The sequence below is a fragment of the Ruegeria sp. C2 genome (assembly GCF_056537765.1).
The window spans coordinates 163,719-186,401 of sequence record NZ_JBQFRZ010000005.1 but is presented as its reverse complement, the minus strand read 5'-3'; the positions used below and the strand labels follow the sequence as shown (position 1 = coordinate 186,401).

Sequence of the window (22,683 nt, the reverse complement as noted above, 5' to 3'; positions counted from 1 at the left end):
TTACTTTCCCCATTCTTCCTGCGCCCGATTACGGGCAGCGGAGTCCAATTGGTTGGTGCCTTTGGCATATCCGGTTGCCTCAGAGGCGCGCACCAGTTTCATGTAAGCCAGAACACCCATGACCAGCCCGGCAAAGGCCAGGATCGCGGCGATCACCAGCTGACCTTCACTCAGGTCATCGGAGGTCAGAGCGATATATCCAAAGGCCCAGAACCCTGCCCATGCGATCACGTTGATGATAGCGATCAGCTTGGTCATCGCTACACCCTCTCGATGATCTTTTCGCCGAACAAACCCTGCGGCCGGAACACCAGAAAGATCAACGCCAGAACATAGGCAAACCAGTTCTCGGTCGCACCACCCAGCGCGGGGCCGAGTGCAAACTCGAACAGCTTCTCGCCTACGCCGATGATCAGCCCGCCGACGATGGCTCCGGGGATCGAGGTGAACCCGCCCAGCATTAGCACCGGCAAAGCCTTGAGCGCGATCAGAGACAGCGAGAACTGCACACCCGATTTGGTGCCCCACATGATGCCCGCGACCAGCGCCACAAACCCGGCCACCGACCAGACCATGACCCAGATGAAGTTCAGCGAGATCCCCACCGACAGCGCCGCCTGATGGTCATCCGCCACCGCGCGCATCGCTCGGCCCTGCTTGGTGTACTGGCTGAACGCGACCAGAGCCGCCACTAGAAGTGCAGCGATGATCGTCGCCACGATGTCCAGATTGTCGATAAAGAAGCCGTAATCAAAGATGTTGAAGGTCGTCTCATCGATCCACAGGTTAATGCCCTGCGGCAAGCCTACATCCAGCGTCTTGATCTCGGATCCCCACATCAGGTCAGCCACACCCTCTAGGAAATAGGCCAGACCGATGGTTGCCATGAACAGGATGATCGGTTCCTGCCCGACCAGATGGCGCATCACGAACCGCTGCACCGCCCAGGCCAGCAACACCATCACGGCCATGGTCAGGATAATCGCCAGCAAAGCGGGCACATTCCAACCAAAGTTATAGACATGCGTGCCGAAGGTCGCATTGATCAGATGCGCAAAGGGCACCTGACCATTCATGATCCCAACCAGCGTCATCGCTGCGAACAGGGCCATAACCCCTTGGGCGTAATTGAAAATGCCGGATGCCTTGTAGATAAGCACAAACCCCAGCGCGACCAGAGCGTAGAGGACCCCGGCCATCAGACCGTTGAGGATGACCTCCATCGCAAATACGAGTTGTTCAGGCATCAGAGGGTCCTCCGATCAAATGTTGTCGGGTACAGGGCAGGAGAAAATTCGGCGAATTTTCTTGGCGCGGCTCGAAGGTCAGTCATGGCTGACCCCCAGATAGGCGTCGATGACCTCTTGGTTGTTGCGTACCTCGTCCGGCGTGCCATCACCAATTTTCTTGCCATAATCCATCACGACCACTCGGTCGCTCAGGTCCATTACAACGCCCATGTCATGTTCGATCAGGGCAATCGTTGTGCCAAACTCATCATTCACGTCGAGGATAAAGCGGCTCATGTCCTCTTTCTCTTCAACGTTCATCCCGGCCATCGGTTCGTCCAGCAACAGCAGCTTGGGCTCTGCCGCCAGTGCACGTGCCAGTTCGACGCGTTTCTTCAAACCATAGGGCAAGCGCGACACAGGTGTCTTGCGAATGTGTTGAATTTCAAGAAAATCGATGATCTTCTCGACGGCCTCGCGGTTCTCGGTCTCTTCCGCTTCGGCCTTACCCTTCCACCAAGCTTGCTGAAAAATGTTGGTCTTCATGTAACCCAAGCGCCCGGTCATGACGTTGTCCAGAACGCTCATGCCTTCGAACAGAGCGATGTTTTGAAACGTCCGCGCGATCCCCTGCTGCGCCACCTCAAAAGGCCGCATCGGCGGGCGCTTGGATCCGTGAAACCAAACCTCACCCTCTTGCGGGACATAAAACCCCGAGATCACGTTCAGCATCGAGGACTTGCCCGCCCCGTTCGGCCCAATGATCGCCCGGATTTCGCCTTCGCGAATGTCGAACGAGATATCCTTGATCGCCACAACACCGCCGAAACGCAGCGTGATGTTCTTCATCTCCATCACCACGCCGCCGATCTTGCGGCCGTCTTCGGTGACATATCCTTCGGAATTATCCAGCATCAGCCTCTCCCAGACTTACGCAAAAACGGGACGGCGGGCGGGGCGATGACCGCAGGTCGAGCGGCGCGCGACAGGCCCCTCATTCCGCTGCCACCTTGTGCTGCGCGACCGGCACCACTGGCGCGTCGACAATCTCCAGCGTTGCAGAAATCGAACCCTTGCGACCATCCTCATAGGTCACTTCGGTGGTAGTCGACACACTCTCGGACCCGTCATAAAGCGCTGCGATGATGTCGTGGAACTTCTCCTCGACAAAGCCACGGCGCACCTTGCGGGTCCGGGTCATCTCACCATCATCCGCATCCAGTTCCTTGTGCAGAACCACAAAGCGATGCACCTGACAGCCCGACAGCATCTCATCCGCCGCGACCGACTTGTTCACTTCTTCGACGTGGCTTCGAATCGTCTCTAACACACGGGGATGTCCCGCCAGTTCCTGATAAGAGGCATAGGCCACGTTGTTACGCTCCGCCCAGTTTCCTACCGCCGTCAGGTCAATATTGATGAAAGCCACGCAACGGTCCTTGCCATTGCCGAACAGCACGACCTCAAGAATATCGGGATAGAACTTCAGTTTGTTCTCGACATATTTCGGCGCGAACATCGACCCGTCGGCCATTTTGCCCACGTCCTTTGCGCGGTCGATGATCCGCAAATGGCCCGAGGTTTCCTCGATGAATCCGGCATCCCCGGTGGCCACCCAGCCTTCGGCATCTTTGGTCGAAGCCGTGGAATCCGGGTTGTTGTAATACTCCACAAACACACCCGGCGAGCGATAGTGAATCTCGCCGCTGTCATCGATCTTCAGCTCAACCGCAGGGGCCGGTACGCCAACCGTATCCGCGCGCACCTCGCCATCGGGTTGCTGTGTGATGAACACGGTCGCTTCGGTCTGGCCATAAAGCTGCTTCAGGTTGATCCCCAAAGAACGATAGAAATCAAAGATTTCCGGCCCAATCGCCTCGCCCGCCGTATAACCCACACGGAAACGGCCATAGCCCAACGTATCCTTGAGCGGCCCATAAACCAGCATATTGCCCAGCGCGTATTTCATCTTGTCGCCAAACCCGACGGGCTTCCCGTCCAGCAACTGGCCGCCAACCTTCTTGGCGTGCGCCATGAAGTGGTGGAACATGCGCTGCTTCAGCTTGCCCGCATCCTCCATCCGGATCATCACATTGGTCAGCTGGGTTTCGAACACGCGCGGCGGAGCGAAGAAATAGGTCGGCCCGATCTCGCGCAGGTCAGTCATCATCGTGTCGGCGCTTTCTGGGCAGTTCACGCAGAAGCCGCACCAATAGGCCTGACCGATGGAGAAGATGAAGTCGCCCACCCAAGCCATCGGCAGATAGGACAGGATGTCCTCATTCCGGCTCAGGTGGTCGAATTCAGCAGAATTCTTGGCGCTTTCAATGACATTCCGGTTCGACAGCACAACACCCTTGGGCTTGCCCGTTGTTCCGCTGGTATAGAGCATCACGCAGGTATCGTCATAGGTGATCGCCGCGATGCGCTTGTCCAGCTCGGCATCAAACCGCGCGTGACCAGCATTGCCCTCGGCCATGATGTCCTCAAGCGCGTTCATCTGGGAGTGGTCATACTTCCGCATCCCGCGCTTGTCGGTGTAGAGTATGTGTTTGACTTGATGGAGATTTTCCTGAATCTCGATGACCTTGTCGACCTGCTCCTGATCACCGCAGACGACATATTTTGCGCCACAATGTTCCAGCACATAGGCCATCTCTTCGGCGACCGAGTCCTGGTACAGCGGTACCGGAACCGCACCCACCATCTGCGCCGCCACCATCGACCAGTAGTGCGCCGGACGGTTGCGGCCTATGACGGCGATATGGTCGCCAGGTTCAACACCGATTTCCAGAAACCCCAACGCAATAGCGCGGATTTCTTTCGCGGCCTCGGCCCAGCTCCAGCATTGCCAGATGCCGAATTCTTTTTCACGGTAGGCCGGGGCATCCCCGAACTGCATGACATTGCGGTGTAACAGCGCCGGAAGAGACTGCATCCCTTCAGCGCCCGACTGCGTCTGAGCCAATCTTTTTCTCCTCCCCACCCGACCCCTCCTCCGGGCCGGAAATGGCGGCTCCGGGATAGTGCCCGAACGCCAATGCCCCGATTAGGGACAGGCGGAGGATCAGCGTCAAGTTTTGCCTGATGTTTTCTCAATTCTTACGAATTGTAACAGCGTCAGAGGGGTGATCTTCCGAGTTGTACAAGATGTACAAAATGAAAAACCGGGACAAGTCACGCTGCAACCGACGACAATAGATACAGTTGGACGAAACAGACGGCATACCCAAAGAAAGACTCCAATGCGAGTTGAGTTGGTTTGCAAGCCACAGTGTTTCGCCCCTGGCAATTGCGAATGAAGAAGCAATTGCAGTCGTGCCGGAGCTCTGACAAAACTCTCGCAGTGTCGTTCAACTGCCGCATGAAAGAATACCCTTAATGACCGAAAACTCACTTGGGCTGGTCCCGCCTGAAGATCGACACGCATTCTGGAACAGCTTTTATACCCGCTCAGCAGAGTCGTGGGAGCTGTCGCTGCCGTCACAGTTTGCCGCGTTTGTGGCCAATGAAATTGATCGGAAAGCACACGTCATTGATATCGGGTGCGGAAATGCACGTGATAGTTTTTTCTTTTCACGTCATGGATTTAAAGTAACCGGATTGGATGCATCAGAGGCCGCCGTCGAGTCAGCGCAGAAACACGCAGGATTGCAGGGCGGAGATGGCCTCGAGTTTGTCAGAACCAATCTTAAGGATGGACGGGTTCGACAGGTGCTGTCTGAGCGGCGCGCCGAAACCGTGTGCGTTTACGCGCGTTTCTTTTTGCACGCGATTACAGACGACGAGGAAGATGCGCTGATTGATGCGCTCCATAACGGATGTGAACCCGGAGATATTGTTGCATTCGAATACCGGACATTGGCAGATCGAAACACCGAAAAAGTCGCCGCTCCGCATTTCCGGCGCTACCTGAGCGCGGCTGAACTGGATGAAAAAATGGAACGGTGCCAGTTCATGAAATGCTACGGAATCGAAGGTATCGGTTTTGCCAAATACAAGTCAGAAGACGCAATCGTGGCTCGAGCAATCTATGAAAAACAGCCATGAATGAAGCAAAGGTCCTGAGGCGCGTCGCAGCACTGCGCACCAAAGTGTTTGAGCATGCTTCAACCCGAACCGCACTGCCGCGACCACGCAGAACGCGTCTGGCGTTGGAATCGCTGGCAGATCATGTTCGGAGGTTGGGAAATCCGACACTGCATGACGATTGGGAGGAAACCTATATTCTGTTTTCCTGCCATACGCGGATCAGGCCTGCACGAATACATGGTCGGCTAAAGCAGATGGAAATACGTTATGCAAAAAAGGGTCAGGAGGCCCGATTCACGGCCTTTTTTGCACTTATCAGACAAACTCTGCATCCAGATTTCATCACACCGCATGGCTACAACAGAACATTCGGTGAAATGGCGGATAATGACATATTCTCGAAACTCGACGCTGAGCTGGCACCCGTAGTTCAGCTGGGAAAACCGATAATACTCTATGCCGGGGCATTGTTGGGGCATATCCGGGAAGGCCGGCTGATCGCGCATGACGATGATGTCGATTTTGCCGTGCATCTAGGCGAGTGCACGCTTGAAGGCGTTTCTGAAAAATGGTCGCAATACCAAAAGGTCTTGTTGGATAGCGACTGTCTGGACATCTCTTCTTCAGCTGGGAACTCGATCATATTCAAGGTGAAGAACAGCTTGGGTATCGATATCGACCTGTTTCCGGCATGGACAGAAAACGGACGCTTCAGCGTCTATCCCTACGCGCTCAACGACCTGCCGGAGAGTGCGATATTCCCGCTAAAGCCATTGAATGAAGGGGTTATCATGCTGCCCCAAGACGCACCCGCCTTACTGGCACAAAGCTATGGTGAAAACTGGCGCGTGCCCGATCCTCTTTTTCATTTCGACTGGCCTGCCGCACGCCGTAGATTTGCGCCCCTGTTGCAGCGGGATGTCGACCCCGGGTGACGAGACCACTTGTCAGCGTCGTCCTACGATTGCCTTTCGCATGGAACCATAACGGCCAAGACGCAAGCGGCGCTGGCTTCGCAATTTGATACGCAGACGCCGTGCTTAATCCTGATCTGGCAGGAAGGTGAGGCCTTACAACCAATCCCGCAATATCGGAATAAGCGGCACGTCCGCCGCTGGCATTGGATAGTTCCGCAGATCATTTGCACGCACCCATTTCAGCGCCTGACCTTCTTTCGACTGCGGGATGCCCTCCCATTTGCGACAGGCGAACAGCGGCATCAGCAGATGGAAATCGTCATAGCTGTGGCTGGCGAAGGTCAGGGGGGCGAGGCAGGAGGCCCAGGTGTCGATACCCAGTTCCTCGTGCAATTCGCGGATCAGGGCGGCCTCGGGGGTTTCGCCGGGTTCGATCTTACCGCCGGGGAACTCCCAGAGACCGGCCATGGATTTACCCTCGGGGCGTTGGGCCAGCAGAACGCGGCCCTCGATGTCGATCAGAGCCACCGCAGACACTAATACTGTCTTCATGAACGGTAGTCCGCGTTGATCTCGATGTAGCCGTGGGTCAGGTCGCAGGTCCAGACTGTGGATTTGCCCTCGCCAAGTCCCAGATCGACGGCGATCACAAGGTCCTGGCCCTTCATATAAGCGGCGGCGGCGTCTTCGCGGTAATCGGGGCTGACCCAACCCTTTTCGGCGACGAGGATATCTCCGAAGGAAATGCTTAGGCGGTCGCGGTCGGCAGCGGCGCCGGATTTGCCGATGGCCATGACGATGCGGCCCCAGTTCGGGTCCTCGCCCGCGATGGCGGTTTTGACCAGAGGGGAGTTGGCGATAGCCAGCCCGTGGGTTTTGGCGTCGGCATCCGTGGCGGCCCCGGTCACACGAATTTCTACGAATTTCGTGGCGCCTTCACCGTCGCGCACCACCTGCTGCGCAAGGTCCAGCATCACCGTTTCCAAAGCCTGCTCAAACGCGGCATTGCCAGTAGCATCGACGCCCGACGCGCCGGTCGCGCACAGAAGCAAGCTGTCAGAGGTCGAGGTGTCGCTGTCGACAGTGATGCAGTTGAAGGTGCGGTCGGTCTGTGCGCTCAGCATCACTTGCAGGGCGGATTGTTCGACCTGAGCATCGGTGAAGATATAGACCAGCATCGTCGCCATATCGGGCGCGATCATGCCAGAGCCCTTCGCAATCCCCGCAATAGAGACTGTTTTACCGCCAATCTCGACCTGAGCGGACGCCCCTTTTGGGAAGGTATCGGTGGTCATGATCGCCTGTGCCGCGTCCTCGATCGCGTGGCGGCTGAGGCCTGCTTTCAGCGTCTCAAGCTGCGCAACGATGCGGTCGTGAGGAAGCGGTTCGCCGATCACTCCGGTAGAGGAGGTAAAGACCCGCTCCGCCGCGACACCCGTTGCTTTGGCGACCGCTTCGGTCACCTCGGCCACCGAGGTCTGGCCGTAGTGGCCGGTAAAGGCGTTGGCATTGCCTGAGTTCACCAGGATCGCCGTTGGCCCGTCAGATGGCCCGCCGATCTTGTCCTGACAATCCAGAACCGGTGCTGCGCGGGTAGCGGAGCGGGTGAAAACCCCGGCCACCGAGGTGCCCGGATCGAGCACCGCCAGCATCACATCAGTACGGCCCTGATAGCGCACGCCTGCCTCGACCGTGGCAAAACGCACGCCGTCGATGGCGGGCAGTTCGGGAAAGCCCGCCGGAGCCAGCGGAGAGACCTTGGTAATCGTCGCCACGGGAAGCTTACTCCTGAACCAGTTCAAGCTGACGCACGATCTCGGGGCCGGCACCGTCGAGCGCGGGGCGTTCGATCTGAGCGCTCTGGGTCAGCTCGTCGATCTTGGCCTGAATGGCCTCTTGCCGGATGGTCTGGGCCAGATCACCGCGCACTGCGTCAAGCGCGGGGGCCTCCGATTTGCGCTTGTCGTTCAATGCCACCACGTGCCAGCCGAACTGCGTCTGTACCGGGTCCGAGACCTGACCTTTTTCCAACGCAACAACCGCGTTTTCGAATTCAGGCACCATCTGGCCTTTGCCGAACCATCCCAGCGAACCGCCATTGGGGCCCGAGGGACCCGTGGATTTCTCTTTCGCCAGTTCGGCGAAATCGGCCCCGTCATCGAGTTGCGTCTTGATCTCGTTCGCCTCTTCCTCGGTCTCGACAAGGATGTGGCTGGCGTTGAACTCATCTTCGCCTACAAACTCGGCGAATTGCGCGTCATAGGCAGACTGGATCGCTTCGTCCGTCACTTCGGCGGCGGTGATCGCCTCGACCGTCTGCACCGCGCGCAGCGAACGGGTTTCATTTTCCAGCCGCAAGGCGTTCAGGGTGTTTAGCTCGCCCTGCTCTTGGCTCAGCAAGTGCTGCTGGATCAGTTGTTCAAGGATGAAGTCATACAGAACGTCGTCTTCCAGCTGCTGATACTGCGCGGGCAGAGCCGATGCAGTAGCGATGACGTGACCCAATGTGATTTCGTCGTCATTGACACGTGCCACAACAGTCGACGCATCCGGTGCGGTCTGGGCGGCCAGCGGCAGAGCTATCACGGCAGCAAGCGCCAGCGATGGCAGAAAAGTGAGGCCTTTGGGCATGGAATCATCCTATTTCTTTGCCGCGACAGGGCGCAGCGTTGACACTTCAGAACCTGCCGCTTACATCGCTTTGAAGCCTTGGACAGGGCCGCCTTTCACCCCCCGTATCTATGGGTTGCGCGCAAGGTGGGCAAGCCTGTCGCAACCACGATAAGAACAGATCCGCTGGAGTGAACATGCTGGGACTCGGAACGCTCGCCAAAAAGGTGTTCGGAACACCGAACGACCGCAAGATCAAGGCGACCCGCCCCCTGATCGAAAAGATCAACGCGCTGGAACCCGAGTTTGAGAAACTATCCGACGAAGGCCTGATCGAAAAGACCGCCGAGCTGCGCCAACGCGCGCTGGATGGAGAGAGTCTGGACGCCCTTTTGCCCGAGGCTTTTGCCAACGTGCGCGAAGGGGCCAAGCGGGCATTGGGTCTGCGGGCGTTTGACGTGCAGCTGATGGGCGGTGCCTTCCTGCATCAGGGCAATATTTCGGAGATGAAAACAGGTGAGGGCAAGACGCTTGTCGCCACCTTCCCCGCCTATCTGAACGCGCTGACCGGCAAGGGCGTGCATGTGGTCACGGTGAACGAATACCTGGCCAAGCGTGACTCGGAATGGATGGGCAAGGTGTTTGCCGCCGTGGGCATGACCACCGGTGTGATCTGGTCGGGTCAACCCGATGCGGAAAAGATGGCCGCGTATAAATGCGACATCACCTATGCCACCAATAACGAGCTGGGCTTCGACTATCTGCGCGACAACATGAAGGCGGATCTGGAGCAGGTTTATCAGAAGCACCACAATTTCGCGATTGTCGACGAGGTGGATTCGATCCTGATTGATGAGGCACGAACGCCGCTGATCATCTCAGGCCCGTCGCAGGACCGGTCGGATCTGTACACCGCCATTGATGCGTTGATCCCGTCGCTGAGTGACGATCATTTCACGCTGGACGAGAAGTCTCGCAACGTGACCTTCACCGATGAGGGCAACGAGTTTCTTGAGCAGCAGCTGATCGCTGCGGGTCTGATCCCCGAGGGGCATTCGCTGTACGATCCGGAAAGCACGACCGTGGTGCACCACGTCAATCAGGGCCTGCGCGCCCATAAGCTGTTCCAGCGCGACAAGGATTACATTGTTCGCGATGGCAACGTGGTGCTGATCGATGAATTCACCGGCCGCATGATGCCGGGCCGCCGCCTGTCCGAAGGTCTGCACCAGGCCATCGAGGCCAAGGAAGGCGTGCAAATCCAGCCCGAGAACGTGACGCTGGCCAGCGTGACCTTCCAGAACTATTTCCGCCTGTATGACAAGCTGGGCGGCATGACTGGTACGGCCCTGACCGAGGCCGAGGAATTTGCCGAAATCTATGGTCTGGGTGTGGTCGAAGTGCCGACCAACAAACCCATTGCGCGTCTTGACGAAGACGATCAGGTCTATCGCACCGCCGGTGAGAAATACGGCGCGATGATTGAGGAAACCAAGAAGGCTCAGGAAACGGGCCAGCCGGTCTTGCTAGGTACGACGTCTATCGAAAAGTCCGAAGTGCTGAGCCAGATGCTGCAGCAGGAAGGCATCGAGCACAACGTTCTGAACGCCCGCCAGCACGAGCAGGAAGCGCAGATCGTGGCCGATGCGGGCAGATTGGGCGCAGTGACCATCGCCACCAACATGGCCGGTCGCGGCACTGACATTCAGCTCGGTGGCAATGTCGAGATGAAGGTGCTGCAGGCGCTGGCCGAGAACCCCGAGGCCGACCCGGCCCAGCTGCGCGCAGCCGAAGAGGCCCGCCACGCGGAAGAAAAGGAAAAGGTTCTGACTGCCGGTGGTCTCTATGTGATGGCGTCCGAGCGTCACGAAAGCCGCCGCATCGACAACCAGCTGCGGGGTCGTTCGGGCCGTCAGGGTGACCCAGGCCGCACCGTGTTCTACCTGAGCCTCGAAGACGACCTGATGCGCATCTTCGGCTCGGAACGGTTGGACAAGGTTCTGACCACGCTGGGCATGAAAGAAGGCGAGGCGATCATTCACCCCTGGGTGAACAAATCGCTGGAACGGGCGCAGTCCAAGGTCGAAGGCCGTAACTTCGACATGCGCAAAAACGTTCTGAAATTCGACGACGTGATGAACGACCAGCGGAAGGTGGTGTTCAGCCAGCGCCGCGAGATCATGTCCTCGGATGACCTGTCGGAAATCGTCTCGGACATGCGCGAACAGGTGATCGACGATCTGATCGACGAATACATGCCACCGAAATCCTACGCCGATCAATGGGACACGGACGGGCTGCATGAGGCGATCAAGGACAAGCTGACCATCGACGCGCCGGTTCAGGACTGGGCCGCCGAGGAAGGCGTGGATGATGAACAGGTGCGCGAGCGTCTGATCAACGCCGCCGATGAGATGATGGCGCAGAAGGCGGCTGCCTTTGGCCCCGAGAACATGCGCAACATCGAAAAGCAGGTTTTGCTGCAGACCATCGACGGAAAATGGCGCGAGCATCTGCTGACGCTGGAGCATCTGCGCTCGGTCGTTGGCTTCCGGGGTTACGCCCAGCGCGATCCGCTGAACGAATACAAAAACGAAAGCTTCCAGCTGTTCGAAGGTATGCTCGACAGCCTGCGTGAGACGGTGACACAGCAATTGTCGCGCGTCCGCCCACTGACCGAAGAAGAGCAGAAAGAGATGCTGGCGCAGATGCAGGCACAGCAAGCGCAGGCACAACAGGCAGTGGATCAGGCGGCAGATCAGGCCGAAGCGGTTGCCGAAGCCGAAGCTTCGGGCGATGCACGACCGGGGTTTGTCGAAGATGATCCTTCAACCTGGGGTAACCCGTCGCGCAATGACAGATGCCCCTGTGGATCAGGCAAGAAATTCAAGCATTGTCATGGTAGACTGACCTAAGGTCACCTTCTATCCGACACAATGAGTCCGCCTCGCGGCCACATATTGGCCGTGATTGAGGGTCAAATTGCGACTCGCTCCTTCAACTGGGGAGGGTGTCTTGTTTGTAATAAAGAACTACGTGACCACGGGCGGAACCGTTGCCTGCGCCCTGGCTATCGGATACTTGATGCAGAGCGGATCCGCTCAGCACCCCGCGCCTGATGCGGGCTCGGAACGTGTTGCTTCGATCGCGCAGCAATCGGTGGGCCTGTCAGGGCTCGAAGCTGTTGTGCTGACCTCATCGACCCCGACCGCCGCACGTGAAAATGTATCACCCGACGCCCCTCTGACATCGCGTGTTCAGCCACGCTTCCCCTCGAACTGTGACCTGAGCGCGCGTGCAATGGCCGTACCCGGCGCGAATGTCCGTCTTCGGGTCAAAGCGCCTTGTCACATGGATCAACCGATCGAGATTCATCACAGCGGGCTGGTGTTTTCGACCCGCACGGATGCGCTTGGCCGGCTGGACCTGACGGTACCGGCGATGGCGGAATACGCCATTTTCCTGATTTCCTTCTCTGATCAGAAAGGCACCGTGGCCACGACCCATGTGCCCGAGATCAAGACCTATAACCGCGTTGCGCTGCAATGGGAGGGCGAGACCGACCTTCAACTGCATGCGCTCGAATTCGGTGCCAGCTATGGCGAAAACGGCCATGTCTGGTCCGGTTCCGAGGCCGGTGGCGCGGGTTCCGTGATCCATCTGGGCCAGGGCGATTCGGAGAAGGCGCACAGTATCGAAGTCTATTCATTCCCGACCAATACCGGGATCGAGGCCGGATCGATCGCGCTGTCGGTCGAAGCCGAAGTGACGGAAGCCAATTGCGGTGCAGACCTGCATGTGCAATCGCTGGAATGGCGCGCCGATCAGCGTCTGCGCTCGCGTGATCTGACGCTGGAAATACCCGGCTGTGACGCGACTGGTGATTTTCTGGTGTTGAATAATCTGTTCTCAGACCTGACAATCGCTGCAAAATAAACAGCTGGCAGGTCGACACTTCCTCATGACATTTTTTCGTGCGGCGATAGCTGCGCTTTTTGTCTTGCCCGGCGCAACGGGTGCAATCGCGCAGGACATCACCCTGACCTCACATGACGGCAAGGTTGAGGTGGTGGGCACTTTGCTGGGCTATGATGGCGAATTCTACCGAGTCGACACCCAGTTCGGAGAGCTGACGGTCGACGGCTCGGGTGTAACCTGCGACGGCCCCGCCTGCCCCAACCTGACCGATTTCGTGGCCGAGATTCGCCTGTCAGGCGCATCTGTCATGGCCGAGACGCTGCTGCCCGCGCTGATTCAGGGCTTTGCCACGCAAGAAGGGCTTGAGGTTGCGCATTCACAGGATGGAACCACCTATGCGCTGCACCAGCCGGATCGGCAGGCTCCGCTGGCCCGCTTGATCCTGCGCGCAACCGATACCGGACAGGGCTTTGTCGACCTGGTCGAAAACACCACGGATATCGTTTTGGCCCAACGCGAGATACGGGATACCGAGCAGGACCTGACACGTGCGGCAGGGCTGGGTGACCTGACCCATCCGCGCAGATCCCGCGTTCTGGCGCTGGACGCGATGGTGCCGGTTGTGTCTGCGGATAATCCGGTACAGCAGATCTCGGCCGCTGATCTGGCGCGTGTGTTTGCGGGTGAGATCACCAACTGGGCTGATCTGGGCGGGCCGGACGCGCCGATTGCACTGAACCTTACGGTGCCCGGATCGGGGCTGGCACAAGCGGTGGACGATCTGCTTATGAAGCCAGTAAATGCCACGCTGGCCGAGGCAATCACACGTCATCCCCGCAACAGCAATCTGGTGCGCGTGGTCTCGAGTGATCCATTCGCCATTGGCATTGCCAGCCTTGCCGAGACCGGTATTGCACGCGTGTTGCCGCTGGCCGGCGGATGTGGTCATGCCATCATGGCGACGCGCCAATCGGTAAAGACTGAAGATTATCCGCTGACCGCGCCGATGTTCCTGTATCTGCCGCAACACCGCCTGCCCAAACTCGCGCGGCAGTTTTTGTCCTATACGCAAAGCCCCGAGGCGCAGTTGGTGATCCGGCAGGCCGGATTTGTCGATCAGTCGCCCGAAGCCATCCGCCTTGGCCTGCAGGGTGACCGGCTGGCCAACGCCATCGCAACCGGCGGCACCGAGGTCGGTCTGGACGCGCTGCAACGCATGATCGAGGTCTTGCGCCCGATGACCCGGCTATCGCTGTCCTTCCGGTTCGAGCCGGGGTCATCCCGCCCTGATGCCCAGTCACGCTCGAACATTCTGCAATTGGCCCAGGCATTGGAAAGCGGCGCTCTGGACGTGCGCAAGCTGAGCTTTGTCGGGTTCAGTGACGGGGTGGGCGGTGCCGACGCAAATACGAGGATCGCCCTGCGGCGTGCCCAGACCGTTCGCAATTTGGTACTGGCAGCGGTTGAAACCAGCATGCCCGATAGTGTCGAGATCACGACCGAGGGCTTTGGCGAAGCCATGCCAATGGCCTGCGATGACACCGAATGGGGCCGCAAGGTAAACCGCCGGGTCGAGGTCTGGGTGCAGTAACCGTCACAGATACCCTTGCGAGCGGAAGCTCAGCTCGGTCGATTTTCCGATGATCAGATGATCATGCAGGGTTAGTCCCAGCGCCGAGCAGGCATCCTGTATCCGGTTGGTCATATCAATATCCGATTGCGAGGGCGTCGGATCGCCTGACGGATGATTGTGAACCAGGATCAAGGCCGAAGCATTGAGCTCCAGCGCGCGTTTGGCCACCTCGCGCGGGTAGACCGGAACGTGATCGACGGTGCCTTTGGCCTGTTCCTCATCCCCGATCAGCGCATTCTTGCGATCCAGATAAAACACGCGAAACTGCTCAATCTCGCGATGCGCCATCGTCGTGTGGCAATAGTCCAACAGGGCGTCCCAACCCGAGATCACGTGCTTCTGCATCACCCTTGCGCGGGCCATGCGATGCGCGCAGGCCTCAAGGATTTTCAGATCGGTGATCACGGTGTCCCCGACGCCCTTGATCTGGCGCAGCCGTTCTTCGGGCGCAGTCAGCACCCGGTTGAAATCGCCGAATGCATCCATCAGCAGCCGGGCCAGCGGTTTCACATCCTGCCGGGGGATGGACCGGAACAGGACCAGCTCCAACAGTTCATAATCCGGCATCGCGGACGAGCCGCCCGACATGAACCGTTCACGCAGCCGCTTGCGGTGGTCTTTGATGTAGGAGGGTAACCGACCACCGGGCAGCGGCTGCGCCGGCGCTTCGTCTGTGTCGAACAGCATGGGGGCTTCGGCAAAGGCGTCCTGTGTCATGGGCCTACCCTGACGCAGAATCAGTTTCCGAATGGTTAACGCATCTCGCCCGCCATGCGCGCCGTGGCGCGGCGGACAACCATGTGCAGCACAATCGAAAACACGCCCAATGTCAGCATCGCGGCAAACATCAGGTCGGTCTTTGCACGACCATTGGCCAGCAGCATCAGATAACCCAGCCCCTGCGAGGAGCCGACCCACTCGCCGATCACCGCCCCGATGGGCGCATAAACCGCCGCCAACCGCATCCCCGAGGCCAGCGACGGCAGGGCGGCAGGGATACGAATGTGCCAAAGAACCGACCGCTTGCTGGCCTGCATCGTTCGGGCCAGATCCAGATAGCCCGGCGGCGTCCGCATCAGCCCGTCAAAGAAAGATGAGGTGATCGGGAAATAAATGATCAGCACCGCCATCGCCACCTTCGACCAGAGGCCGTAGCCCAGCCACAGCGTCAGTAGCGGAGCCAGCGCAAAGACCGGCAGCGCCTGCGTGAACACCAGCATCGGCTGCACCAACACGCGCGCCGCCCGCGAATTGGCCAGCTGCAGCGCGGTGACCACACCCAAAAGTGTGCCACAGGCCAGACCGATCAGCACTTCGATCGCCGTGATCCAGGTGTGTTCGGCAATCAGCCAGCGGTTCTGCCACCAGGTCTCGGCAACGACGGCAGGTCCGGGCAGGATGAATTTGGGCAACCCGGTGATCGAGACGATGCCTTGCCAGATGGCAAGGGCAAACAGGGTCGCGGCGAGGGCAGAGAGGTACTTCATACCGCCCCCTCGCGCAGGAGCCGTAGCAAAGCACCTTGGGTTTCAAGCGTTTCAAGATCGTCCACATGGCGCGGAGCCGGGGCTTTCGGGGGGTCGCAGGGCGTCAGACCCTGCTGCGTCATCACGGTGATCGATTGACCCAGACGCGCGGCTTCTGCCGGGTCATGGGTGACAAGCAGAACGGTCCGGCCCTGCAGCACCTCGGCGGCCAGATCCTGCATATCAGCGCGGGTGCGGGCATCGAGTGCCGAGAATGGTTCGTCCAGCAACACGATGGGGCGGTCTTCCATCAGCGTGCGGGCAAGGGCCACGCGCTGACGCTGCCCGCCTGACAGCTCGGCGGGCTTCTTGGCCATATGATCTTGCAGGCGCATCCGCGCGATCAGGCGCTCGCGACGGTCCAGATCGATCGCCTCACCTCGCAGGCGCGCGCCCAGCGAGACATTCTGCGCCACAGTCGCCCAAGGCAGCAGCAGATCGTCCTGCGCCATATAGGCCACCCGATCCGGGACCGATTGCCCATCGCTGGCAGTGATCTGGCCCGAGAATTCGGCCCCGGTCTCCAGCCCCGCAATCAGCCGCAAGACGGTTGTTTTGCCCACGCCCGATCCGCCCAGCAGGCAGGTCCACGCCCCGGCCCCAAGGGTCAGGGTCAGCGGAGCGAACAGCGTCGCCCCGTCGATGGTGGCCGTGCCGCTGATGGACAGATCGGGCGTCGGGGTCATGGGGTCAGGCCCATCTGCCAGAAATTGACCTCAAGCTCGGTCGCGGTGCGGAAGGTCTGGCAGAGGCGTTCCCAGCGCGGTGAGGCCTCAAAATCTGCCCCAATACGCCTTGTTAGAGCATCATCCAGAAGCGCGCCGACCGCTTTGCACGCGCCCTGGTAGTCTTCACCGGCATAGGTGCTGATCCAGTCGCGATAGGTCTCTGACGTCGCCTCGACCGCCAGCCGCTTGCCGATCTCGCCATAGCCCATGACGCAGGGCGCAAGCGCCGCCAGAAGGTCGAGCAGATCGCCACTGTACCCGGCCTCTAGCACAAAGCGGGTATAGGCGAGATTTTCGGCGCGTTCGGGGGTGGCGAACAACTCCTCCTGCGAAATGCCCGCTGCTTCGCAAATGCCGATATGCAGCTGCATTTCTTCGGCAACCAGCGCATTTACGGTGCCCACGGCAGTCAGCATCTCGGAATGCGTTTCCGATTTCACCACCGCCAGCGCCCAGGCGCGGGAGAAGTGGATCAGAAACACGTAGTCCTGCCGCAGGTAATGCAGGAACGCCTCACGCGGCAGCATCCCGTCTTTCATACCTTCGACAAAAGCGTGGCGGGTGTAATCCCGCCACGGCCCTTGCGCCGCATCACGCATCAGCGTGAAGGCTTTGCCATAATCGCTCATTGCGCGGTCACGTCGATGGCGATGTCGCTGACAGGGTTGATGCTGTCGATCATGCCGCTGTCCTTCAGGAAGGCTTCGAACCGCGCATAGCGACCAGCCTCAAGGCCCGCAGGACGCAGCGCAAAGCGAGGCAGCGTGTCGACCCAGGCGCGGGCGTTCAGCTCGTCCTGCAATTCGGGCGAGGTGCCCGAGAAGATCTCCCAGCTTTTTTCGGGGTTGTTGACGATATACTGCGTCGCCTTCTCGGTTGCGGCGAGGAAGCGGGTCACCTTGTCGATATCCATAGTCTCGGGGTTGGCCACATAGATCAGCTCGTCATAGGGCGGCACGCCTTCTTCCTCGATATAGAAACAGGTGCCGGGGACACCTTCGATATCCATCTGGTTCAGTTCGAAATTGCGATAGGCACCGATGACGGCATCAACCTGACCGGTCATCAGCGATGGCGAAAGCGAGAAATTCACGTTGATCAGCTCAACCTCATCCAGCGCCACGCCATATTTGCCGAGAACCGTGCTCAGAACAGCCTCTTCCACACCTGCGACCGAAAAGCCGATTTTCTTGCCTTTGAGGTCGGCGGGCGATTTGATCGGGCCGTCTTCCAGCACCAGCAAGCAGTTGAGCGGGGTTGCAACCAGCGTGCCGACGCGTTTCAGGGGCAGGCCCTCATGGATCTGCAGATGCAGTTGCGGCTGGTAAGACACGGCCAAATCGGCCTGCCCGGCGGCCACCAGACGCGGCGGGGCGGACGGGTCGGCGGGCGGGACGATTTCGACCTCAAGACCCTGTTCGGCGAAATAGCCGTTTTCCTGCGCTACGATGATGGGGCCGTGGTCGGGATTGATAAACCAGTCCAGCAGGACGGTCATCTTGTCCTCGGCCCAGGCGGGCGCGGCGGCCAGCAGGGCGATTGCAGCGATCAGTTTCTTCATATCTCGCGTTTCCTTTTCATTCACGAGGTTGAGGCCGCGACGAGGACAATCTCGCCAGGCCAATCCGGTTGAATCTTTTCAGCCGCGCGCCATGCACGCAGACCGGTGGCACAGCACAGTGCAAGCCGTTTGCCATTATTAGGGTCTATTTCATACAGCTTATCCGGCGAAACGCGCGCCGCGCCGGGATGCACGGGGATGGGCGCTTCGTCGTGACTGCGCAGGTCAACAATCTGGTCATCTGTCGTCAGTTGGTCGGCCGATAGGAAGCGAAAACAGCTGTTCGGCTCGGGCGCGTCGTCGAACCGGAAACTGCTGCTGCGCAGGGTACGGCCATCATATTGCACCATCTGACCCAGCGGCGATGGCTGGATGCCAAGGATCAGGTTCAGCGTCATCTGCGCCTGCATCGTACCGATGATGCCCACGACCGGACCCAGAACCCCAGCGGTCGCACAGCTGGCCCCGCTGTCCGGTGCGTCCGGGAACAAGGCACGCAAGGACGGGGCATCGCCGCAAAACCCGCCAACATAGCCAGACAGGCCCAGCACTGAGGCACTGATCAGCGGTTTACCCTGGGCCAGACAGGTGTCCGACAGGATATAACTGGCCGCATAGCTATCTGCGCAGTCGAGGATCACATCCGCCTGCGCCACCATGGAAGCGACATTCACGCTTGTTAGAGCCTGTTTTTGACCGGCAAGCTCGATCTCGCCATTCAGCGCCCGGCAACGATCAGCCGCGACATCCGCTTTGAAGCGCCCGCAGTCCGCCTCAGTAAACAAGGTTTGACGATGCAGGTTCGACAGATCAACGGTATCGCCATCGACGATCGTAATCCGCCCGATCCCGGCCCCGGTAAGCAAAGGAAGCGCCGGAGCAGCCAGACCACCCGCGCCGATGACCAGCACATGAGCCGACGCGAGGCGGGCCTGCCCCTCGGCCCCTACTTCGGGCAGCAAGGTCTGGCGGGCGTAGCGGCTCATCTGGTGACCTCGATCCACTGACGCACGCGCGCCTCGGGGTCGGTGTTCAGGGTGATATCCGTGACGACCGAGACGATGTCTGCCCCAGCATCCAGCACACCCGGCGCGCGTTCAACGCTCATCCCGCCGATACCGACCAAAGGAATGTCCCCAACGCGGGCCTTCCATTCGGTCACGCGTGGCAAGCCTTGCTGATGCCACTTCATCTTTTTCAGGATGGTCGGATAAACCGGCCCCAGCGCGACATAGTCCGGGTCCATGGCCAGAACACGCTCAAGCTCATCATCGTCATGGGTTGAAACGCCCAGCTTCAGGCCGGCTTTTCGGATAGCGGTCAGATCGGCATCGTCCAGATCCTCCTGCCCCAGATGAATCCAGTCACAGCCCAGATCGATGGCCATTTGCCAATAATCATTCACCACCAGAACAGCACCCTGAGCACGGCAAAGGTCTCGTGCGAGCGCGATCTGCTCGCGCACTACAGCATCGGGCTGGTCCTTCACCCGCAGCTGCACCAGCTTCACGCCCAAAGGCAGCATCCGCTGCAGCCAGTCCACGTGATCAAAGATCGGATAGAAACGGTCCAGTATCATGACAGGAAGGCCTTTCCGATCACGGGGGTTGAGGGTTCCGCCATATCGCGCGCCTCAATCGGGTCGGCCTGATGGGCCAGTTGCCCGGCCTCAATCGCGCGCATCATGGCGCGGGCCATCATCGCGGGATCACCAGCGCGAGCCACGGCGGTGTTCAGCAGAACGGCGTCATAGCCTAGCTCCATCGCGTGCGCAGCGTGGCTGGGCAGTCCAATACCCGCGTCGATCACCAGCGGCACATCGGGAAATTCCGCCCGCATCGCACGCAGAGCGTATTCATTGTTCAGCCCGCGACCCGAGCCGATGGGTGCACCCCAGGGCATCAGCACCTCGCACCCGACCTCAAGCAGGCGTTCGCCCACGATCAGATCATCGGTGGTGTAGGGGAAAACCTGAAACCCGTCCTCGGTCAGGATGCGCGCAGCCTCGACCAGTTGGAACACATCCGGTTGCAGGCTGTCGGTGTGACCGATCAGTTCCAGCTTGATCCAGTTGGTGTCGAAGACTTCGCGCGCCATCTGGGCGGTGGTCACCGCCTCTTTCACTGTATGACACCCCGCCGTATTGGGCAGGATCAGCACGCCAAGGTCCTGAATCATCTGCCAAAACGTCTGCCCGGCCCCGGATTCCCGGCGCAGAGAAACCGTCGCCACCCCTGCCCCGCTGTCGCGGAACGCTTGCTCCAGGATCGCGGGGCTGGGATATTGCGCGGTGCCCAGCATCAGCGGGTTGGGCAGCTCGGTTCCATAGAATGTCTTCATCCTCAGCCCCCCTGCATCGGCGCGACCACTTCAACCCGGTCGCCATCCGTCAGTTTGTGGGCGATGCGTAGGCTGGAGGGCACGAAATCTTCGTTCACAGCGGTGGCGACGCGGCCCGAAAAACCGCATTCCTCCAACAGCTCGGTCAGAGTTTCGGCCCGCACTTCGCGCGCCTCGCCGTTAAGCACGATCTTCATCGACCATCTCCGAATGTTTGTTCTCTAGCGCCAGATCAGCCACGCCTTTTGCCAATGCCGGGGCGAGCAGATAGCCGTGGCGGTACAGCCCGTTGGCATAGATTGTCCGACCCAAGCGCCGGATGCGTGGCAGGTTGTCTGGAAAAGCGGGGCGCAGATCGACGCCGATCTCCAGCACCTCCGCCTCACCAAAGGCCGGGTTCAACGCATAGGCCGCGCTGAGCAGCTCCAGCATCGACCGCGCCGTGATCCGGCTGCTGTCCTCGGATTCGATCATCGTCGCGCCCAGCATATAGACGCCATCACCACGCGGCACGATATAGAGCGGCATGCGCGGGTGCAGCAGACGCACGGGTCGCGTCAGCGCCACATCCGGGCAGCGGATTACCAGCATCTCACCCTTCACGCCGCGCAGATCATGCAGAACCTCACGCGCGTGCAGCCCCCGGCAATCAATCGCGTTCTCAAGCCGCGCCGGGGCGAGTTTCCGATGAAAGGTGACGCCCTGTTCTTTCAGGTCACGATACAAGTCCTGCAACGCCTGGCGCGGATCGACATGGGCCTCATCCGTGAAATAGAGGCCTTTACCAAACCCATGCAAATCAGGCTCTAACTTGGAGATACCGTCGTGCGCCACCTCCTCAAAGCCATGCGTTCGACGCGCAAAGCGGCGCAGATCCGGCAGGTCCCGGGCATTGGCCACAACCAGCGTCCCCCGGCGATCCATCCTAGTCCGCGCCGCCCACCAATCGATGGCTTGCTGACCCAGGCGCAAAACCGGCTCTTCGGCATTTTCAAACTCACACCAAGGGGCCAGCATCCCCCCGGCCCACCAGGAACATCCATGCGGACCCGGAGGACCACCAGGATCAAAGACCTGCACACGTGCCCCGCGCGAGGCCATCTCACTGGCCACCGCAAGACCGGCCACACCCGCCCCTATGACGGACCAGACGGTCACGCGGACCAGGCCCGATGAAAGTGATGCACCGGCCCGTGACCCTGACCAATCCTTAGATTATCCGCCGCCGAGATTGCGCCCTGCAAATACTCATGCGCCTGAGAAACCGCCCCCTCAAGCGAAAGGCCTTGTGCCAGTCCAGCCGCAATCGAAGAGGATAGGGTGCATCCAGTACCATGCGTGTTCCTGGTGTGCTGCCGCGGTGCTTTGAACTCGTGCATCGGGCCCGATGCGTCAATCAGCAGATCATGACAGACATCCCCGGCGCCATGTCCACCCTTCATCAGAACAGATTTTGCACCCAGCGCACACAACGCCCGGCCCTGTTCAATCATGTCGTCGGGCGATTCAGCCACAGATTGCTCAAGCAGGCGCGCGGCCTCAGGCAGATTGGGGGTCAATACGGTGGCGCGCGGGAGAAGAACCTCACGCAGCGTCTGCACCGCCTCATCTGCCAGCAGAGCATCCCCCGACTTGGCGATCATGACCGGATCGAGCACGACCGGACCATCAAACTCGGAATTTGCACTCGCCACCGTGTGGATAATGTCGGGCGTGGCCAGCATGCCGATCTTGATGGCCCGAACGTTCAAGTCACTGAGAACCGCATCGATCTGCGCTGCGATAACGTCGAGCGGTATACCGTGCACAGCCGTCACGGCCCGCGTATTCTGCGCGGTCACGGCAGTGATGACGCTGGCACCGTAAACGCCCAAGGCCGACATGGCCTTAAGGTCGGCCTGAATCCCGGCCCCGCCGCCACTGTCCGACCCCGCGATTGTCAACGCAATAGGCGCCATCCGCATGCTCCATCTGTTTGGGGGCAACGGAGGCGTGGAAAACGTCTGCTTAGTGTAAGACCGTTCCCTCCGCCGGTATTGCCCGGATCAGGTTCGATGGGTTGATGCAACAGCAGCTCTCAGCCCCTTGACAGGGCACCCCAACGGTTGGCGCGGACCATCTCAGGTGGGGCGCAAAGAATCAAGGGGATTTTGCGAGGCTCTGCCTCGCGCTCCGGGATATTTGGGGCC

23 protein-coding genes and 1 riboswitch are annotated in these 22,683 nt (G+C 59.7%); of the genes, 5 read left to right on the top strand and 18 right to left on the bottom strand.

Annotated elements, in window-relative coordinates; all coding sequences use genetic code 11:
- The 4 genes from ACR0IV_RS16070 to ACR0IV_RS16055 form a co-directional block, all read right to left on the bottom strand.
- The gene (locus ACR0IV_RS16070) at nucleotides 1-258 is read right to left on the bottom strand and encodes a hypothetical protein (protein WP_480471388.1); all 258 of its coding nucleotides are present in this window, start codon (nucleotides 256-258) and stop codon (nucleotides 1-3) included.
- Nucleotides 259-260: 2 nt separating this feature from the next.
- Nucleotides 261-1,247 carry a branched-chain amino acid ABC transporter permease gene (locus ACR0IV_RS16065; protein ID WP_480660173.1) on the bottom strand — a complete coding sequence of 329 codons (987 nt, stop codon included), beginning with the start codon at nucleotides 1,245-1,247 and terminating at the stop codon, nucleotides 261-263.
- Between the two features lie 78 nt (nucleotides 1,248-1,325).
- Nucleotides 1,326-2,144 (bottom strand): ABC transporter ATP-binding protein, encoded by an 819-nt coding sequence (locus ACR0IV_RS16060; RefSeq protein WP_170694891.1) that lies wholly within the window; start codon nucleotides 2,142-2,144, stop codon nucleotides 1,326-1,328.
- Between the two features lie 79 nt (nucleotides 2,145-2,223).
- A complete protein-coding gene (locus ACR0IV_RS16055) occupies nucleotides 2,224-4,167 on the bottom strand; it encodes an AMP-binding protein (protein ID WP_480660201.1) in 1,944 nt (647 codons plus the stop codon).
- 443 nt (nucleotides 4,168-4,610) lie between these two features.
- Between ACR0IV_RS16055 and ACR0IV_RS16050 the strand changes: the two genes are divergently transcribed.
- Entirely contained in the window at nucleotides 4,611-5,279 is a 669-nt protein-coding gene (locus tag ACR0IV_RS16050; protein WP_480660172.1) for a class I SAM-dependent methyltransferase, read from the top strand.
- Entirely contained in the window at nucleotides 5,276-6,196 is a 921-nt protein-coding gene (locus ACR0IV_RS16045; RefSeq protein ID WP_480660171.1) for a hypothetical protein, read from the top strand. Before ACR0IV_RS16050 ends, ACR0IV_RS16045 begins: the two co-directional genes overlap by 4 nt.
- A gap of 135 nt (nucleotides 6,197-6,331) precedes the next feature.
- Here ACR0IV_RS16045 and mutT read toward each other — a convergent pair whose 3' ends face one another.
- The 3 genes from mutT to ACR0IV_RS16030 are packed head-to-tail and all read right to left on the bottom strand — an operon-like array spanning nucleotide 6,332 to nucleotide 8,809.
- Nucleotides 6,332-6,730, bottom strand: a complete 399-nt coding sequence (mutT, locus tag ACR0IV_RS16040; protein ID WP_170334201.1) for an 8-oxo-dGTP diphosphatase MutT — start codon at nucleotides 6,728-6,730, stop codon at nucleotides 6,332-6,334.
- A complete protein-coding gene (gene argJ, locus ACR0IV_RS16035) occupies nucleotides 6,727-7,953 on the bottom strand; it encodes a bifunctional glutamate N-acetyltransferase/amino-acid acetyltransferase ArgJ (RefSeq protein WP_480660170.1) in 1,227 nt (408 codons plus the stop codon). The genes mutT and argJ overlap by 4 nt, the downstream gene beginning before the upstream one ends.
- A gap of 7 nt (nucleotides 7,954-7,960) precedes the next feature.
- Complete coding sequence (locus ACR0IV_RS16030) at nucleotides 7,961-8,809, bottom strand: peptidylprolyl isomerase (protein WP_480660169.1); 849 nt, start codon at nucleotides 8,807-8,809, stop codon at nucleotides 7,961-7,963.
- Nucleotides 8,810-8,985: 176 nt separating this feature from the next.
- Here ACR0IV_RS16030 and secA point away from each other — a divergent pair, with 176 nt between their 5' ends.
- The 3 genes from secA to ACR0IV_RS16015 all read left to right on the top strand — a co-directional run bounded on the left by secA (nucleotide 8,986) and on the right by ACR0IV_RS16015 (nucleotide 14,297).
- Nucleotides 8,986-11,703 carry a preprotein translocase subunit SecA gene (gene secA, locus ACR0IV_RS16025; RefSeq protein ID WP_480660168.1) on the top strand — a complete coding sequence of 906 codons (2,718 nt, stop codon included), beginning with the start codon at nucleotides 8,986-8,988 and terminating at the stop codon, nucleotides 11,701-11,703.
- A 100-nt stretch (nucleotides 11,704-11,803) separates the two neighbouring features.
- Entirely contained in the window at nucleotides 11,804-12,724 is a 921-nt protein-coding gene (locus tag ACR0IV_RS16020) for a hypothetical protein (RefSeq protein WP_480471381.1), read from the top strand.
- A 25-nt stretch (nucleotides 12,725-12,749) separates the two neighbouring features.
- Complete coding sequence (locus ACR0IV_RS16015) at nucleotides 12,750-14,297, top strand: phosphate ABC transporter substrate-binding/OmpA family protein (RefSeq protein ID WP_480660167.1); 1,548 nt, start codon at nucleotides 12,750-12,752, stop codon at nucleotides 14,295-14,297.
- Between the two features lie 3 nt (nucleotides 14,298-14,300).
- On the opposite strand, the gene radC is transcribed toward ACR0IV_RS16015, so the two are convergent.
- The 11 genes from radC to thiD are packed head-to-tail and all read right to left on the bottom strand — an operon-like array spanning nucleotide 14,301 to nucleotide 22,452.
- Nucleotides 14,301-15,056 (bottom strand): RadC family protein, encoded by a 756-nt coding sequence (radC, locus tag ACR0IV_RS16010; RefSeq protein ID WP_480471379.1) that lies wholly within the window; start codon nucleotides 15,054-15,056, stop codon nucleotides 14,301-14,303.
- Between the two features lie 35 nt (nucleotides 15,057-15,091).
- Entirely contained in the window at nucleotides 15,092-15,826 is a 735-nt protein-coding gene (locus tag ACR0IV_RS16005; protein WP_480471378.1) for an ABC transporter permease, read from the bottom strand.
- Nucleotides 15,823-16,551, bottom strand: coding sequence for an ABC transporter ATP-binding protein (locus ACR0IV_RS16000; protein WP_480660166.1), 729 nt, complete (start codon nucleotides 16,549-16,551; stop codon nucleotides 15,823-15,825). Before ACR0IV_RS16000 ends, ACR0IV_RS16005 begins: the two co-directional genes overlap by 4 nt.
- The gene (gene tenA, locus ACR0IV_RS15995) at nucleotides 16,548-17,222 is read right to left on the bottom strand and encodes a thiaminase II (RefSeq protein ID WP_480660165.1); all 675 of its coding nucleotides are present in this window, start codon (nucleotides 17,220-17,222) and stop codon (nucleotides 16,548-16,550) included. The genes ACR0IV_RS16000 and tenA overlap by 4 nt, the downstream gene beginning before the upstream one ends.
- Complete coding sequence (locus ACR0IV_RS15990; protein ID WP_480471375.1) at nucleotides 17,219-18,154, bottom strand: ABC transporter substrate-binding protein; 936 nt, start codon at nucleotides 18,152-18,154, stop codon at nucleotides 17,219-17,221. Before ACR0IV_RS15990 ends, tenA begins: the two co-directional genes overlap by 4 nt.
- Before the next feature lie 20 nt (nucleotides 18,155-18,174).
- Complete coding sequence (locus ACR0IV_RS15985; RefSeq protein WP_480660164.1) at nucleotides 18,175-19,140, bottom strand: ThiF family adenylyltransferase; 966 nt, start codon at nucleotides 19,138-19,140, stop codon at nucleotides 18,175-18,177.
- Nucleotides 19,137-19,733, bottom strand: a complete 597-nt coding sequence (locus ACR0IV_RS15980; RefSeq protein ID WP_480660163.1) for a thiamine phosphate synthase — start codon at nucleotides 19,731-19,733, stop codon at nucleotides 19,137-19,139. The genes ACR0IV_RS15985 and ACR0IV_RS15980 overlap by 4 nt, the downstream gene beginning before the upstream one ends.
- Nucleotides 19,730-20,494, bottom strand: coding sequence for a thiazole synthase (locus ACR0IV_RS15975; RefSeq protein WP_480660162.1), 765 nt, complete (start codon nucleotides 20,492-20,494; stop codon nucleotides 19,730-19,732). Before ACR0IV_RS15975 ends, ACR0IV_RS15980 begins: the two co-directional genes overlap by 4 nt.
- 2 nt (nucleotides 20,495-20,496) lie before the next feature.
- Nucleotides 20,497-20,691, bottom strand: a complete 195-nt coding sequence (thiS, locus tag ACR0IV_RS15970) for a sulfur carrier protein ThiS (protein ID WP_480471371.1) — start codon at nucleotides 20,689-20,691, stop codon at nucleotides 20,497-20,499.
- On the bottom strand, nucleotides 20,675-21,652 hold the full coding sequence (thiO, locus tag ACR0IV_RS15965; RefSeq protein WP_480660161.1) for a glycine oxidase ThiO: 978 nt from the start codon (nucleotides 21,650-21,652) through the stop codon (nucleotides 20,675-20,677). Before thiO ends, thiS begins: the two co-directional genes overlap by 17 nt.
- Nucleotides 21,649-22,452, bottom strand: a complete 804-nt coding sequence (gene thiD, locus ACR0IV_RS15960) for a bifunctional hydroxymethylpyrimidine kinase/phosphomethylpyrimidine kinase (protein WP_480660160.1) — start codon at nucleotides 22,450-22,452, stop codon at nucleotides 21,649-21,651. The genes thiO and thiD overlap by 4 nt, the downstream gene beginning before the upstream one ends.
- Nucleotides 22,453-22,499: 47 nt before the next feature.
- Nucleotides 22,500-22,605, bottom strand: a riboswitch (TPP riboswitch).
- Nucleotides 22,606-22,683: the final 78 nt, after the last annotated feature.

Excerpts from the sequence above, each read along its gene's own strand:
- ACR0IV_RS16070 (WP_480471388.1), bottom strand. The coding sequence starts at position 258 with ATGACCAAGCTGATCGCTATCATCAACGTGATCGCATGGGCAGGGTTC.
- ACR0IV_RS16065 (WP_480660173.1), bottom strand. The coding sequence starts at position 1,247 with ATGCCTGAACAACTCGTATTTGCGATGGAGGTCATCCTCAACGGTCTG.
- ACR0IV_RS16060 (WP_170694891.1), bottom strand. The coding sequence starts at position 2,144 with ATGCTGGATAATTCCGAAGGATATGTCACCGAAGACGGCCGCAAGATC.
- ACR0IV_RS16055 (WP_480660201.1), bottom strand. The coding sequence starts at position 4,167 with ATGCAGTCTCTTCCGGCGCTGTTACACCGCAATGTCATGCAGTTCGGG.
- ACR0IV_RS16050 (WP_480660172.1), top strand. The coding sequence starts at position 4,611 with ATGACCGAAAACTCACTTGGGCTGGTCCCGCCTGAAGATCGACACGCA.
- ACR0IV_RS16045 (WP_480660171.1), top strand. The coding sequence starts at position 5,276 with ATGAATGAAGCAAAGGTCCTGAGGCGCGTCGCAGCACTGCGCACCAAA.
- mutT (WP_170334201.1), bottom strand. The coding sequence starts at position 6,730 with ATGAAGACAGTATTAGTGTCTGCGGTGGCTCTGATCGACATCGAGGGC.
- ACR0IV_RS16030 (WP_480660169.1), bottom strand. The coding sequence starts at position 8,809 with ATGCCCAAAGGCCTCACTTTTCTGCCATCGCTGGCGCTTGCTGCCGTG.
- secA (WP_480660168.1), top strand. The coding sequence starts at position 8,986 with ATGCTGGGACTCGGAACGCTCGCCAAAAAGGTGTTCGGAACACCGAAC.
- ACR0IV_RS16015 (WP_480660167.1), top strand. The coding sequence starts at position 12,750 with ATGACATTTTTTCGTGCGGCGATAGCTGCGCTTTTTGTCTTGCCCGGC.
- radC (WP_480471379.1), bottom strand. The coding sequence starts at position 15,056 with ATGACACAGGACGCCTTTGCCGAAGCCCCCATGCTGTTCGACACAGAC.
- ACR0IV_RS16005 (WP_480471378.1), bottom strand. The coding sequence starts at position 15,826 with ATGAAGTACCTCTCTGCCCTCGCCGCGACCCTGTTTGCCCTTGCCATC.
- ACR0IV_RS16000 (WP_480660166.1), bottom strand. The coding sequence starts at position 16,551 with ATGACCCCGACGCCCGATCTGTCCATCAGCGGCACGGCCACCATCGAC.
- tenA (WP_480660165.1), bottom strand. The coding sequence starts at position 17,222 with ATGAGCGATTATGGCAAAGCCTTCACGCTGATGCGTGATGCGGCGCAA.
- ACR0IV_RS15990 (WP_480471375.1), bottom strand. The coding sequence starts at position 18,154 with ATGAAGAAACTGATCGCTGCAATCGCCCTGCTGGCCGCCGCGCCCGCC.
- ACR0IV_RS15985 (WP_480660164.1), bottom strand. The coding sequence starts at position 19,140 with ATGAGCCGCTACGCCCGCCAGACCTTGCTGCCCGAAGTAGGGGCCGAG.
- ACR0IV_RS15980 (WP_480660163.1), bottom strand. The coding sequence starts at position 19,733 with ATGATACTGGACCGTTTCTATCCGATCTTTGATCACGTGGACTGGCTG.
- ACR0IV_RS15975 (WP_480660162.1), bottom strand. The coding sequence starts at position 20,494 with ATGAAGACATTCTATGGAACCGAGCTGCCCAACCCGCTGATGCTGGGC.
- thiS (WP_480471371.1), bottom strand. The coding sequence starts at position 20,691 with ATGAAGATCGTGCTTAACGGCGAGGCGCGCGAAGTGCGGGCCGAAACT.
- thiD (WP_480660160.1), bottom strand. The coding sequence starts at position 22,452 with ATGGCGCCTATTGCGTTGACAATCGCGGGGTCGGACAGTGGCGGCGGG.